This window comes from Bacteroides faecalis, from assembly GCF_003865075.1.
Lineage (GTDB): Bacteria > Bacteroidota > Bacteroidia > Bacteroidales > Bacteroidaceae > Bacteroides > Bacteroides faecalis.
Map to the genome: position 1 here is coordinate 686,794 of NZ_BHWB01000001.1, position 13,334 is coordinate 700,127.

General features: G+C 38.9%; 14 protein-coding genes and 1 tRNA gene. 10 read left to right on the top strand and 5 right to left on the bottom strand.

Annotated features, from left to right (window positions below; translation table 11 throughout):
* Window positions 1-36 precede the first annotated feature (36 nt).
* The 3 genes from rpsO (at window position 37) to EJF25_RS02525 (ending at window position 2,746) form a co-directional block, all read left to right on the top strand.
* Window positions 37-306 (top strand): 30S ribosomal protein S15, encoded by a 270-nt coding sequence (rpsO, locus tag EJF25_RS02515; RefSeq protein WP_125039922.1) that lies wholly within the window; start codon window positions 37-39, stop codon window positions 304-306.
* 183 nt (window positions 307-489) lie between these two features.
* Entirely contained in the window at window positions 490-1,065 is a 576-nt protein-coding gene (locus EJF25_RS02520) for a helix-turn-helix domain-containing protein (RefSeq protein ID WP_025073689.1), read from the top strand.
* Between the two features lie 31 nt (window positions 1,066-1,096).
* Window positions 1,097-2,746 (top strand): AMP-binding protein, encoded by a 1,650-nt coding sequence (locus EJF25_RS02525; protein WP_125039883.1) that lies wholly within the window; start codon window positions 1,097-1,099, stop codon window positions 2,744-2,746.
* A 101-nt stretch (window positions 2,747-2,847) separates the two neighbouring features.
* Here EJF25_RS02525 and EJF25_RS02530 read toward each other — a convergent pair whose 3' ends face one another.
* On the bottom strand, window positions 2,848-3,930 hold the full coding sequence (locus tag EJF25_RS02530) for a mannose-1-phosphate guanylyltransferase (protein ID WP_125039884.1): 1,083 nt from the start codon (window positions 3,928-3,930) through the stop codon (window positions 2,848-2,850).
* A 163-nt stretch (window positions 3,931-4,093) separates the two neighbouring features.
* On the opposite strand from EJF25_RS02530, the gene EJF25_RS02535 reads away from it, so the two are divergent.
* Window positions 4,094-4,177, top strand: a tRNA-Leu gene (locus tag EJF25_RS02535).
* 178 nt (window positions 4,178-4,355) lie between these two features.
* On the opposite strand, the gene EJF25_RS02540 is transcribed toward EJF25_RS02535, so the two are convergent.
* Together EJF25_RS02540 and EJF25_RS02545 are read right to left on the bottom strand one after the other, a co-directional pair.
* Window positions 4,356-5,222, bottom strand: a complete 867-nt coding sequence (locus tag EJF25_RS02540; RefSeq protein WP_004310695.1) for a transposase — start codon at window positions 5,220-5,222, stop codon at window positions 4,356-4,358.
* A gap of 14 nt (window positions 5,223-5,236) precedes the next feature.
* The gene (locus EJF25_RS02545) at window positions 5,237-6,211 is read right to left on the bottom strand and encodes an IS982 family transposase (protein ID WP_004310694.1); all 975 of its coding nucleotides are present in this window, start codon (window positions 6,209-6,211) and stop codon (window positions 5,237-5,239) included.
* A gap of 225 nt (window positions 6,212-6,436) precedes the next feature.
* Here EJF25_RS02545 and EJF25_RS02550 point away from each other — a divergent pair, with 225 nt between their 5' ends.
* From EJF25_RS02550 to EJF25_RS02575, 6 genes are all read left to right on the top strand, one after another.
* A complete protein-coding gene (locus EJF25_RS02550) occupies window positions 6,437-7,282 on the top strand; it encodes a hypothetical protein (protein WP_007479954.1) in 846 nt (281 codons plus the stop codon).
* 339 nt (window positions 7,283-7,621) lie between these two features.
* Window positions 7,622-8,077 (top strand): hypothetical protein, encoded by a 456-nt coding sequence (locus EJF25_RS02555; protein WP_007479955.1) that lies wholly within the window; start codon window positions 7,622-7,624, stop codon window positions 8,075-8,077.
* Between the two features lie 29 nt (window positions 8,078-8,106).
* Window positions 8,107-8,760 (top strand): exodeoxyribonuclease X C-terminal domain-containing protein, encoded by a 654-nt coding sequence (locus tag EJF25_RS02560; protein ID WP_032856075.1) that lies wholly within the window; start codon window positions 8,107-8,109, stop codon window positions 8,758-8,760.
* Window positions 8,761-8,778: 18 nt separating this feature from the next.
* Window positions 8,779-9,345: a hypothetical protein gene (locus EJF25_RS02565; protein WP_004310692.1), complete on the top strand. Its 567-nt coding sequence runs from the start codon at window positions 8,779-8,781 to the stop codon at window positions 9,343-9,345.
* A 34-nt stretch (window positions 9,346-9,379) separates the two neighbouring features.
* Window positions 9,380-10,087, top strand: a complete 708-nt coding sequence (locus tag EJF25_RS02570; RefSeq protein ID WP_004310691.1) for a hypothetical protein — start codon at window positions 9,380-9,382, stop codon at window positions 10,085-10,087.
* Window positions 10,088-10,101: 14 nt separating this feature from the next.
* A complete protein-coding gene (locus EJF25_RS02575) occupies window positions 10,102-10,863 on the top strand; it encodes a nuclease-related domain-containing protein (RefSeq protein ID WP_004310690.1) in 762 nt (253 codons plus the stop codon).
* A gap of 73 nt (window positions 10,864-10,936) precedes the next feature.
* Here EJF25_RS02575 and EJF25_RS02580 read toward each other — a convergent pair whose 3' ends face one another.
* Together EJF25_RS02580 and EJF25_RS02585 are read right to left on the bottom strand one after the other, a co-directional pair.
* Window positions 10,937-12,469 carry a coiled-coil domain-containing protein gene (locus EJF25_RS02580; protein ID WP_004310689.1) on the bottom strand — a complete coding sequence of 511 codons (1,533 nt, stop codon included), beginning with the start codon at window positions 12,467-12,469 and terminating at the stop codon, window positions 10,937-10,939.
* A gap of 311 nt (window positions 12,470-12,780) precedes the next feature.
* Window positions 12,781-13,128, bottom strand: coding sequence for a hypothetical protein (locus tag EJF25_RS02585; protein ID WP_004310688.1), 348 nt, complete (start codon window positions 13,126-13,128; stop codon window positions 12,781-12,783).
* Window positions 13,129-13,334: the final 206 nt, after the last annotated feature.

The window sequence follows — 13,334 nt, forward strand, 5'->3', positions numbered from 1 at the left end:
AAAAGAATAATTTACTATATCAAAATTCTAAAAATTATGTATTTAGACGCAGCTAAAAAGCAAGAAATCTTCGGAAAGTACGGAAAGTCTAACACTGATACTGGCTCAGCTGAGGCACAGATAGCTTTGTTTTCCTACCGTATTTCTCATCTGACTGAGCATATGAAGCTCAACAGAAAAGATTATAGTACAGAGAGAGCTTTAACAATGTTAGTAGGTAAGCGTCGTCGCTTGCTCGACTATCTGAAGGCTAAAGATATCGAAAGATATCGTGCTATCGTTAAAGAACTCGGTTTGCGTAAGTAATTTTACTTGCAGCGAAAAAGTTTGAAAACCGTTTCTCGAGAAAGAGAAACGGTTTTTTTGTGTCTATAGCAGTGAATGACTGATAGATTTTAACGCTTATAATTGTGATGGAATAAAGATTTTACTATTTTTGCAGTTTAATAATTATAATTTATAACCTTTGAAGACAAAAATACTTTCAATATGGATACAAGTAAAATTGTAGGAGAAAAAATTAAAGCTCTCCGCGAAGACAAAACTATTACCATTGAGGAGCTTTCTCAGCGCTCCGGTTTAGCTGTGGAACAGATCGAACGAATTGAAAAAAATATCGATATACCCTCTCTAGCACCACTTATTAAAATAGCACGTGTGTTGGGAGTTCGCTTGGGAACTTTCTTAGATGACCAGGATGAAGTTGGACCTGTCGTTTGCCGTAAAAAAGAAGCGAAAGACGCTATCAGCTTTTCGAATAATGCGATTCATTCCCGTAAGCATATGGAATACCATTCTTTATCCAAGTCGAAAGCAGACCGTCATATGGAACCGTTTATCATTGATGTGATGCCTACGGAAGATAGTGATTTTGTACTTTCATCACATGAAGGTGAAGAGTTCATTATGGTTATGGAAGGAGTGATGGAGATTAGTTATGGTAAGCATACTTATCTGCTAGAGGAAGGTGATAGTATCTATTATGATTCTATTGTTCCTCATCATGTCCATGCATATGAAGGGCAGGCGGCAAAAATATTAGCTGTTGTTTATACACCGGTATAATTAATAAGTATCAAGTCTTAAATTTAATCCCATGCAATTATTTGAACGTACTTTGGGACAGTGGCTCGAACACTGGGCCGAAGAAACTCCCGATAAAGAATATATCGTATATTCCGACCGCAATCTCCGTTTTACATGGAGTCAGTTGAATCGTCGTGTAGACGATATGGCGAAAGGACTTATCGCTGTTGGTGTGGAACGAGGTACGCATGTAGGTATTTGGGCAGCTAACGTGCCCGATTGGCTGACATTATTATATGCCTGCGCGAAGATTGGTGCAGTGTATGTGACTGTGAATACGAACTACAAGCAGGCTGAGCTGGAATATCTTTGTAAGAATTCCGATATGCACACTCTTTGTATTGTCAATGGTGAAAAAGATAGCGACTTTGTGCAAATGACCTATACAATGCTTCCTGAACTGAAAAATTGTGAACGTGGTCATCTGAAAAGTGAGCGTTTCCCTTATATGAAAAATGTGATTTATGTCGGTCAGGAGAAACATCGTGGAATGTATAATACTGCAGAAATTCTATTGTTGGGAGATAATGTAGAAGACAATCGACTGAATGAAATGAAGAGTAAAGTTGATTGTCACGATGTGGTGAATATGCAGTATACTTCGGGAACGACTGGTTTTCCGAAAGGTGTGATGCTTACTCATTACAATATTAGTAACAATGGTTTCCTGACAGGGGAACATATGAAGTTTACTGCTGATGATAAACTTTGTTGTTGTGTACCATTGTTCCATTGTTTTGGTGTGGTATTGGCTACTATGAACTGTTTGACGCATGGTTGTACACAAGTGATGGTGGAGCGCTTCGATCCATTGGTTGTATTGGCTTCCATTCATAAGGAACGTTGTACTGCTCTTTATGGTGTGCCGACTATGTTTATTGCCGAATTGAATCATCCTATGTTCGATCTGTTTGATATGTCTTGTTTGCGTACAGGCATTATGGCAGGTTCACTGTGTCCTGTGGAATTGATGAAGCAGGTAGAGGAAAAAATGTATATGAAAGTCACCAGTGTATATGGCTTGACAGAAGCTGCACCGGGTATGACAGCCACACGCATCAATGATCCGTTTGAGGTGCGTTGCAATACTGTAGGGCGAGACTTTGAGTTTACAGAAGTCAAAGTGATTGATCCTGAGACGGGTGAAGAATGCCCGGTAGGCGTACAAGGTGAAATGTGTAACCGTGGATATAATACTATGAAAGGTTACTATAAAAATCCGGAAGCTACGGCAGAAGTGATTGATAAAAACAATTTTTTACATTCCGGTGACTTGGGCATTAAAGACGAAAATGGGAACTATCGTATTACTGGGCGTATTAAAGATATGATTATCCGTGGTGGTGAGAATATTTATCCTCGTGAAATAGAAGAGTTTCTTTATCAGCTTGAAGGTGTGAAAGATGTTCAGGTTGCAGGTATTCCTTCTAGAAAATATGGTGAAGCAGTTGGTGCGTTTATTATCTTACATGAAGGAGTTCAAATAAGTGAATCGGACGTGCGTGACTTCTGTAGAAATAAGATTTCCCGTTATAAGATACCCAAATATATATTCTTTATTGATGAATTCCCTATGACTGGTAGCGGGAAAATTCAGAAGTTCAGATTGAAAGATCTAGGTTTGCAACTTTGCCAGGAACGAGAAATAGAAATCATTTAAAAGGAAAGACAGTTGGAAATGAATAGCTAAAATGAGGAATGAAGAACTATTTTGCAATATATTGCACAACCAATTCTTCATTCCTCATTTTTAGTTATTTATTAAATATAATCGTCTCCCAATTGCATTTGGGCATCGTTTACATATTTGCGGATGGCATGTTCTTCATTTTTGGGACAGATCAATAATACATTATTTGATTCAGCTACAAGATAACCTTCTAAGCCGTCGATAACGGCTAATTTATTGTTAGGGAGAACCACTATATTATTTTTGCTATTATAAATTAGAGAGTTACAGCTTAGTGCAGCATTCCCATCCATGTCTTTTTCTGACAAGTCGTAAAGAGACCCCCATGTGCCTAAATCGGACCATCCGAAATCTCCTAGAGATACATATACGTTGTCAGCTTTCTCCATGATACCAAAATCTATTGATACATTGGGACATGCTGGAAAGTTTTCTTCAATAAATGCTGCTTCTTTATCAGTTCCGTAAATATCTTTGCCAGGTGCCAGTTTCGATGCAAGTTCAGGTAAAAGTAGTTCTTCGGCTTTGATAATTGAATTTACGTTCCACATAAAGAGTCCCGAGTTCCAATAGAACTCACCGCTTTCTACAAATACTTTCGCGAGTTCTAATTCAGGTTTCTCTGTGAAAGTTTTGACTTTATAAAAGTTATTGCCAGCCGGTTCATCAATTTGTATATATCCATATCCTGTCTCTGGACGATTAGGTTTGATACCTAATGTTAGAAGTTTCTCGGAACGTGAAACGAAATCTAATCCTTTTTCGATAGCAGAGAGAAATTCTTCTTCTTTCAGAATCAAGTGATCCGAAGGAGCTACTACAATATTAGCATTTGGATTCAAGGCACGAATGTGGTAAGCAGCCCAGGCAATACAAGGTGCAGTATTTCGTCTGGCTGGTTCTAACAGAATTTGTCTTTCATCCAGTTCAGGTAACTGCTCTTTCACCAAATCAGCATATATAGTGTTGGTGACAATTAGAATATTTTCAGTTGGAATTACTTTTTTGAAACGATCGAAGGTTTGTTGAAGAAGTGAACGACCAGTTCCGAAGAAATCAAGAAATTGTTTAGGCAACGTTTTACGGCTGAAAGGCCAGAAGCGACTGCCGATACCGCCCCCCATAATAACACAATAATTATCTTTACCTGTCATGATTGTGACTCTTTTTAAAGTTTCTGCTAATGTACACTTTATTCTCTGAATACAGAAGCGTTTCAGATATGTTTTATAAATTTTTGCTCCTTTTTTTAGTGAAACTATTGCGGATTTAAAATTAAGTCGTATCTTTGCACCGCAATTGAGAAATCAAGTATGCGCCCAGATGGCGGAATCGGTAGACGCGCTGGTCTCAAACACCAGTGGATTCACTTCCATCCCGGTTCGACCCCGGGTCTGGGTACAAGAATAAAGGATAAATAGTTGATAATAAACTATTTATCCTTTTCTTCTTTTCAAGAATGTTCCCATTTTGTTCCCGTATAGGATTCTATTTAAAGCGAAATTTAATTGGATTCAAATTCTGTCTTACGAAAATTAATATATTATGCGAATCAGTAGTTGAACTCTGATTCCTTGTTTTAGAAAATTAGATAAATGAATGCGATGGCAATTTTGCCCATCGTATGTACTAAAAGTCCAGATGTAGATCTGACTTTCATCGCTCTTTGAATATTTGTTTTTTCATTCAGCCAGTTGAAAAAAGATTCTATCGGTTGTCTGACCTTTGATACTGCAGTTGAAAACAGGTCTCTGCCCGCTTTCTCTCTTTGAGTAATAATAGGCTCCTCTCCCTTTATTGCTTTAACGGGAGTCATCATGGTTACCCCTTGTTCCTGCTGTTTGTTTCCCCAGAACGAGAAGTCTGAGTATATCTTATCCGCAAATATATATCTGTTTATAAGACTATCAGCGGCTTCTCTTTTAAGAACAGTCAGATCATTCTCCTCTGCCGATGATAAGATGATCATTTCGGGGAATGGAATGGTTCCTTCCCTGCGGAAAGCTAAGGTGTGAAGTTTGAGCCCGAAATAATACATGTTCTTTGTAGAGCAGTATCCTTTAGTGGCAATTTCAGTAGCCACTTTTCCGGTTTTGTTCTTTCCTGCACAAGTAATGATGGGCATGGAGTCAATAAGTGATATCATAGAATCGCAATCTGTTGGTTTAAAGAAAGTAATGAGATGCTTCACCAGTTCATTAATCGCCTCACTCATCAGGTTCAGCCGATAGTTGAATGTTTGATAAGAGGGAAGGTTAGGGAACCAGGAAAGCAAATATTCTTTGGTGAATGTATGTATCTCTTTGATGCTAAAATAGCGCTGATACGCTCCGCAGAACAGATATACGGTAAGCAGCTCCTGATCAGTGAAGATCGGTGTAGCGTTATTACTGAACCTCTGACAGTAGAACTTCAGTGAAGACTGATAAACATCGCAGATATACATACCCGTTGGCGGAATTAAATAAGCGCATATTTAAGTCTGCCAATAGGTTTGTTGTTAATGTGGTTTATATATTGAAGGATTGTAAATGCACTTATTTTCCCGAGTATTCTGGTAAACAATCCTACTGTATCTTTAGCATAATTTCTCACTATCATGAACTGATCGCATAGTTGTGAGAAATCCGTTTCGATTCTTTTCCTGGCTTTAGCAAATGGGATGAATGTAGGACTCCAGTCCTTTTGGTTCAGTCTATATGGAACTTCAAGTCTTATATTTGCAGTCTCAAACAAATCCAGTTGCACATTCTTACTAATATATCCTCTATCTCCGAAAATGCTGCAGTCATGATATTCATATCTGATATTTTTAAGATAATTGATATCGTGAACACTTGCTTTTGTCAGGTCAAAGGAATGGATAACTCCACTTAAACCGCAAATAGCGTGTAATTTATATCCATAGTAATAATTCTTCTGAGAGGCACAATATCCGAATGATGGAGCTTTACTATAATCGTTTCTGCCCATTTTACAACGTTTCCCTCTAGCTACCCGGCATACCTCTATAGGTTTTGAATCAATACAGAAATATTCTTCACCACCATCTATCTTCTCAGCTATTCTTTTACGGATAGTGTCGCATAAGGTTGATGTAGTTTTACGCCTGTCATTATACTGGCGTCTTGAAATCAGATTGGGCATTTTATCCTTATACTCAGAAAGTCTAATGAAAAGATTACTTTCACTATCTATACCCATGGCTTCGGATGTAAGGTTCAAAGCTATAACTTCTATATCTGAAAACTTGGGAACAACACCTGGACGAGGAATATTTCCCTTCTCATTTATGAGGTTATCGCCAAATTGCTTGCAAATCTTAAGAATTTTACTGAATATTGTATATAAGTTGTGCATATATTGATGATATATTAAAGGTTTGACCATCTCTAATATGCTATAAATCAATAATATGCACAACTTTTTAAACATCAATATATTATCTTTTTAATTCCGCCAACGGGTATACATATATATTTTTATAAGTTTTAGCTCTTTCTCCTTGGGAATCATAATTAGAATAATGAGTGGTTTTATTCTTCTAATATACTGATTTTCAAGGAGATTAAGAAATAAATAAATGAGATAATTAATTGAATAATAACAATTTAACTAACTGAATCAGCTAGTGATTTCAACTACTGATTCGCATATATTATGAATAAGCAAACGATAATAAACCGTTTAGAAGCGTTAGACTTAAGCCAATACCCTTATTTTGAAATAAAAGAATTGATACGTGATTTGGGTAAAGTTGGATTTATTATTTTTACGCTACATCCCGGCAAAACAATCACAAGGGCACGTTGTGATGGAAACCTAAAAACAGTTTCGGATTTGTCATATAAACCCCAACAATATAATAAACAGTGCCAAAGAGCTAGTACACCTATGCAAACCATGTTTTATGGATGTATTGTTCCAGAAGAACAAAACATTATAGATACCCGGTTTATTTCTGCATGTGAAAGTTCTTCCTTGATAAGAGGAGGTGTAGGATCAAGCGGACAACAAACTATCACATTCGGAAAATGGGAAGTTATCGAGAATATACACCTTTTAGTTGTTATACATAAAGATTCTTTTTGCAACGCTGACAATTCTTTACTTGAAGAACTTAAATCAGCATATGATGTTTTTCTAATGAAACACCCTGATTTTGCTAATGATATAGACATTTCAGCTAAATATTTTGCCAAAGAATTTTCTAAGAAGAATGAAGAAGGAGCTGATTATAATTATCTTATATCAGCGATATTTACGGAAGTGGTTACAACTGATCATGCTCTTGACGGCGTTATGTATCCCTCTGTTCAGGCAGGTGGACAATTAGGATTTAATGTTGCAATAACTCCCAATGCCGTAGACAAAAAAATGAAATTGCTTGTAGCTTATGAAACACAAATTAAAAAGACAGGAAAGGAGGTACATATTGGTGGCAAAAGTAAAAAAGGGACAATCTTGCAAAATTCCAGCATTTCATATAAAGATATAATTGAATAGGAATATTGTTTTTAACTTATATCGTTAAAATCCAAATTCTTTTACGCTTTTATTGTGCGCATTTTGTATCTTTGTAAGCGGATTGAGGAAACTCTCTCCAAAACATATTAGAAATTAAGAAGCGTTATGCTTATCTTGTGAATTGGAAACGTAGGAAATTTCACAATTACACACAAGGGTGGCATAGTGGTTCTCACGCTATAGCGTGGGCTGCTATTACTACATTCGTGTGTACAGGTTTCCTACGACCTCCAATTCAGAACGTGGCATTTGCAGTTCCACGCTTCTGCATAAATAACGGTTCAATTGGAACTAAAAGAGCCATTGGCATAAAAGGAAATGAAGCAAAAATTTATAATTCATATTATATCTATAGCCGCTATGATAGCACTAATGACATCTTGTGCTTCAGGAAAGATTGTTCTATCTAATGATGCAAACATTAGTAAGTACAAGTATGTCATTTTCGGAAAAGAAACATCTGGAGATAGAGAATTGGATGACGTAGTTATGTCTGTTCAAAATCAGATAGCAGAAACCAATCTAACAGTTTTATCGCCCTCTAATACTTTGAAAATTTTTGAGTGTTCGGATAGTATTCTCTCACCAAATATTCACGTCACATCTGAAAAGTGGGATGGAGGACATACATATATAACAGTAACTTTTTACGATTATAACACTAATCAAAGTGTAGCCGTTATAAAAAGTAGTGGTATAGGGATGACGGTAAGTCATGACCAAAGTATAGCCTTAAGTGCAATAAGAAAAAAGATTAGTAAACTTTTCAAATAGCAAAAAGCATTTCACACCAACGTAAGAGTATGTACCCACACGATAATATTTTCAACATATATTACAACATTGGCAAACGAACTCCATTCTTGGTAAAAAGATGTGAGTTGGGATTAGCTCGTTCTTCAAGCGAAGAAAGACGTATTGACCCTAATCGAGATAGAACTTTTTTAGTTGAAACGGTAAAGCCACGTGGTAAATACGGCAAGGCTTATGGGAAGTGCTTTGTGAATGGTAGGCCGGATGATAGTTATAGACAGGAGTGCTATCCAGATATCAAAGATGAGGAAATTCCTTGTGCTGGATGTGGAGAATGGGTTTTGATTGATGTTCCCGGTGTATCGCTTGATGAAATATTTCCTATCCACAAAGCGGAAGAAGTACTACAGTTTGGAAAATATAAAGGAAAATCCTTGGGGGATATTTATACAACGGATTACCAATATCTCTATTGGTTAGAAACGACAGATAGGTTCTTTAAAATTGACTTTGAAGAACTTGAACAATTGTATCCAAATATAGGAAAGCCCTCGGATATATCCATTTCCGAAAGAATTATTGGCTTTGGAAAATATAAAGGGAAAAAGTTTAGTGAAATCAAAGATGATATTTCTTACCTTGAATGGCTTGCTTCAATAGGGAAAATTTCCAATGATGATTTCAATTCATTAACAGCGATATAATCAACAAAAACAATTTATATGAGAAAACTTTTAATCACATTAACTATGCTCTTTGCTGTAATCAATATTATGGCGCAAGAGCATCTCTCTTTCAAGGGTATTCCTATTGAGGGAAGTATGACGGCTTTCTGCCAAAAGCTAAAAGCAAAAGGCTTTACACAAATGGGACGTGACAACAATGTGACGATGTTCACAGGTGATTTTACAGGCAGACAGGCAACAGTCGGTGTCGGTGCGACTGATGACGGGAAAAGCGTTCACTCTGTCGTCGTTATATTCGATGAAAGCAGCGAATGGAATACTCTTGTGAACACTTATGACTATTATAAAGGCTTATATATTCGTAAGTATGGTGAGCCCTCTGCTTGCCGAGAACATAATCCGAGCCGCCAGGACAGCAATATTTCTCTCATGTACGAATTAGGACAAGGTACAGTTACTTATGCAAGTGCTTGGAATGTCACTGGTGGAACTATTGAATTATCAATCGAGAAAGCTGGTTATTCTGACGGTGTTGTTATTATTCGATACCGTGATGCTCAAAATGTAGAGAATAAAATCCAAAAGGATTTGGAGGATATATAATAATTGACTGATAAATGAATAATAATCATTGAATATGAAAAAATGGCTTGTTTACTTGCTCGGTATAATAACAGGTGTTATACTGACATTTGCATTCGCTTTTTATGTTAATCTGTCTAACAATTCTGGTATCGTTGGACTTGAAATGTTTGAAGAACCCGGAGATTACATGGAGTATTCACAATTTGAGGTTTTTCAAGTGGTTGAATCTGGATGTGCTTTGGCTCATGCCGATGACTCTTTTGGTGCAATTGTATTCATTATTCCAAATGAAAATCAACAATTTTACGATGAACAAAAGATTGTTCTTAAAAAAGACCAATGTGCACAACGTGTCGGAACGTATAAGTATAGTACCAAAATGGAAATAGAAAAAACTGTCCCAGCGATTAGGATAGTTGATGGCGTTGAATTACCGAAATCAAATAATTCTGCTTCTAATAACAAGAATGCGGGAAAGACCTTGTTTGATAAGCCTGGTGATTGTGTAAGTCGAAAGAATTTTGAAGTACAGGAGGTTTTGGAGTCAGGAGATGCTATTGCGCTGGAAATAAGAGAAACCATTTCGGGGCATGTATTAACTTCCGACTTAGAAGTCTTAATATTAGCTCAAGAGGGCAGTAATTTTTACAATAAACAAATAGTTAAAGCTCCACAAGGCAAATGTGCAAGACAAATCGGTAACTACAAGTATCAAGAATATGGTAACACAAAAGTAATTCCTATAATTGCTTTTAAATAAACAATAACTGTTCTATGCCATTCGCACCATTCATATTTCTTATTTGCTTGGTGGCAGGTATTGCTTACCTTATCTGTGTCAAGCGGAAAGAGCGTGAACTCATTGAGCAGGTTACGCCCATTACTCGTGGCGAATGGTCGGAGCGCAGAGTGGTATTGAAACTTCTGAAAGCGGGTATCAACCCCAAAGCCATATTTCACGACTTATACATTCAGAAGCCGAACGGCACTTATACACAAGTCGATGTAGCCGTTGCAACCAAGGTGGGCTTAATCGTTTTTGAGGTAAAGGATTACAGCGGTTGGATTTTCGGCAATGAACACCAAAAGTATTGGACGCAGTTACTGGCATACGGCAAAGAAAAGCACCGCTTTTACAACCCCGTAATGCAAAATGCCGGACACATTCAAGCTATCAGACAATGTTTGTCGCAAAATCCGGGCATACCGATTTATTCCGTTATCGTATTCTTCGGAAGCAGCGAGTTTAAGGATATTACTTGTAATGCAGAAAACACCTTTATAATATATCCTCGCTCTATCCGACAGGTCGTATCGGATATTATGATGCAGCCCAACGCCAATTTCGGGAATAAGTACGAGATTATGAACTTATTCACCAAAGGAGTACAAAACGGAAATGACTCGATGATTGTTTCTTCACAAATCAATTCTGCTGCATATTATGGTCGCAAAACGCCACAGTCCACTTATACCATATCTTTCAACTCATTATTCCGTTTTCGTGGTTTTTCACACAGAAGAAAATTTTGGTAACCCACTATTAGCGTATTAAATAAAAGGAACATATAGCGAGAATTGTCAAGTAGGTATCTGACATTAGTGTTCGTCACATTTTTATTCCGTTCTCTTGCATACGTTCAATCTTCCAATCATACGCCCCCTCTGCAACATCGCCCACCTCTTTGAGTGTGTGGCGATGTTTTATTTCATCAAAAGGCTGTCTGTGTTCCGTATAGCCACACAACCAGTCACCAATAGCCTTTTGCATTTCTGTCGTTTCCCCATATTCCTGCATCACGCTCTTGATGTCAGCGGCTTCAGATGGAGAAAAGATTGACTTGTACTGCTCTGTCCCGAAATGGATAATCGCATCAACGGCTCGCTTGAACACCTCGCTTGCTTGGTAGAGAATATCGGCAATGACATTCAGAATTTTCTGGCTGGCTTCCAATGCCCCCTGCAACAAGCGGATAGTATTGTCTTTCTTCTTCGTGGCTGTGAGAATTGCGTGGCTGATGCGCTGCTGTATGTCTGCTTCCTGTTCTTGAAGCTGTCTGACAGCCTCGTTCCTTTCTATGATTGATGAGCGGCTTTGCGCCAATGCCTTGTCTCGCTCGGCCTCGGCACTTTGCTTTGCTTCGACCAGTGTCTTTGTCAGTTCTTCCACCTTGTTTTTTACGGCATTTGGAAAGGCTTTCTTGATGCGCTCGATTTCGGTTTTCAGTTGGGTGTTTTCCTTTTCAACCGCTGCGGATTTACCGACACCGACAATACTGCCGACACTATCCAGTATGCTGTCCATTTTAGCCTTGCGCTCGTCTTTGAGCTGCCTTTCCTTATCGGCAATCTCATTATCAAGTGAAAGGCTGTATTGTTTTTTCGCCTTGTTCTTGCCCTCAATAGATTGTCGCTCGGCTTCGGCTTTCTCCTTGGCGGCAAGGGCGGCATCCTTTTCGGCTTTGACCTTTTCAGCTTCCTGTTTCTGTTTGGCGATGATGAAGTCGTTTCGTTCCAAATGCTCCTTGCCTGTCAGCTTCTTTGAGATGCCCCTCTGCATCTCCAGACACTCAGCCAAAACGGTCTGCATTTCGCACATGGCTTTCTCGTCCAGCTTGCAGGATTTGCCTGTTTCGTGATCCATCCAGTCCCAAACGATATGTGCGTGAAGATTGGGCTTCCAAGTGGCAATGTCTTCGGGATTGCTGTAATGTCCCTCGTCACGGTGGATGAACACTTGCAGGGGTGTGATACCCCAGCGTTCCTTGCACACCTCGCAAAAATGCTTTAACTGTTCCATTGTGGTATCTTCCTTGATTACCACCACGCCCTCTTTGAGCGGAGTGCTGCCACGGACAATGGTCACCTTTCCGGTCTTTTTGTTCACCCGTTCACGGTCTTTGGTCTGCATCGCCCGACCTGTCTTTTCCTTGACCATTACGGCTATCTGATTGTAGCGTTCAGTGAGCGATGTATTTCTAAAGTCAGGTGCTACCCATGCTTCGTTTTTCGGCATGAGGTCAGTGCGTATATAGAACTTTTCTTTGTTGATACGGGTAAGGTATTCTGCTGTCCGTCTGTTATGGGGTTCGCTACTGCCGATGTTGCAGGGCTTGATGTTGATGGATGTCTTCTGTGCCATAAGTTTACTTTATTCGGGTTTCACAATGGGTTATTAGGGCAGAGCCTTAATCGGAGGGTGCAGGGAGAGGGTCACTTCCTGCTCCGGGTTCTTAGGGGTGGAAGCCACTGAGCGGAGTTTCCAAAGAGAGGGTCACTCTTTGGTCGGGTTGCATAGGGCTGACAGTCCTTGCCGGGTTCTTAGGGCAGCGTCCTAAGTGGGACGGGGCAACGCCCAGCCCCTCGGGAGAGCCCACAACTACGGAAGCGAAGCGTGTAGTTATAGTGGGCTATATCAGGGCAAGCCCTGTCTGTCACACCACGACAACTCAGCTACCTGCACATACTGTATTTCTTTTCTGGCATATAATACTCCTTGTCTGCTGCTATGTGGTTCAACACATCTTGCAGTCGGTCGAGTTGTTCATGGTCAAGCACACGGATGGCATTGATGGTTATCTTCTGTGTGGCAATCTTCCGGTGTGCTATGGCGGTTTCGTTCATCGTTCCGTCACCGTTCGCATGAACAGAACGGAGATAGTCATTGACCGCTTCCGTCTGTTCCTTGCTGGGATATGGTGCTGCCCATTTGTCTTGAATATAATCCACCATTTTGCTGACTGCATTTGCCAAAATCAGGTCTTGTTGTTTGATAGATTGTATCAGCTCTATTTTCTTCATACAAATATCATTTAAGTTGGGTTTTACGATTATTTATTCCATAGTTGATTTTGTTGACTTTGTTGAAGATGATTCAAAAAAGAGGGAAAAGAAAATTAAAGTTGCAGTACACAATCTTTTTTCTTTTTTGGAAGGCAAAACTCTTTGTTGAAGTTTGTTGAGGGTGTTGTTGAATAGTAACCCTCTTATTTATACTTCTTCCCTTA

Coding starts and splice junctions, on each gene's coding strand:
- EJF25_RS02575 (WP_004310690.1), top strand. CDS start 10,102: ATGCCATTCGCACCATTCATATTTCTTATTTGCTTGGTGGCAGGTATT.
- EJF25_RS02565 (WP_004310692.1), top strand. CDS start 8,779: ATGAGAAAACTTTTAATCACATTAACTATGCTCTTTGCTGTAATCAAT.
- EJF25_RS02555 (WP_007479955.1), top strand. CDS start 7,622: ATGAAGCAAAAATTTATAATTCATATTATATCTATAGCCGCTATGATA.
- EJF25_RS02560 (WP_032856075.1), top strand. CDS start 8,107: ATGTACCCACACGATAATATTTTCAACATATATTACAACATTGGCAAA.
- rpsO (WP_125039922.1), top strand. CDS start 37: ATGTATTTAGACGCAGCTAAAAAGCAAGAAATCTTCGGAAAGTACGGA.
- EJF25_RS02520 (WP_025073689.1), top strand. CDS start 490: ATGGATACAAGTAAAATTGTAGGAGAAAAAATTAAAGCTCTCCGCGAA.
- EJF25_RS02540 (WP_004310695.1), bottom strand. CDS start 5,222: ATGTATATCTGCGATGTTTATCAGTCTTCACTGAAGTTCTACTGTCAG.
- EJF25_RS02545 (WP_004310694.1), bottom strand. CDS start 6,211: ATGTTTAAAAAGTTGTGCATATTATTGATTTATAGCATATTAGAGATG.
- EJF25_RS02580 (WP_004310689.1), bottom strand. CDS start 12,469: ATGGCACAGAAGACATCCATCAACATCAAGCCCTGCAACATCGGCAGT.
- EJF25_RS02525 (WP_125039883.1), top strand. CDS start 1,097: ATGCAATTATTTGAACGTACTTTGGGACAGTGGCTCGAACACTGGGCC.
- EJF25_RS02585 (WP_004310688.1), bottom strand. CDS start 13,128: ATGAAGAAAATAGAGCTGATACAATCTATCAAACAACAAGACCTGATT.
- EJF25_RS02570 (WP_004310691.1), top strand. CDS start 9,380: ATGAAAAAATGGCTTGTTTACTTGCTCGGTATAATAACAGGTGTTATA.
- EJF25_RS02530 (WP_125039884.1), bottom strand. CDS start 3,930: ATGACAGGTAAAGATAATTATTGTGTTATTATGGGGGGCGGTATCGGC.
- EJF25_RS02550 (WP_007479954.1), top strand. CDS start 6,437: ATGAATAAGCAAACGATAATAAACCGTTTAGAAGCGTTAGACTTAAGC.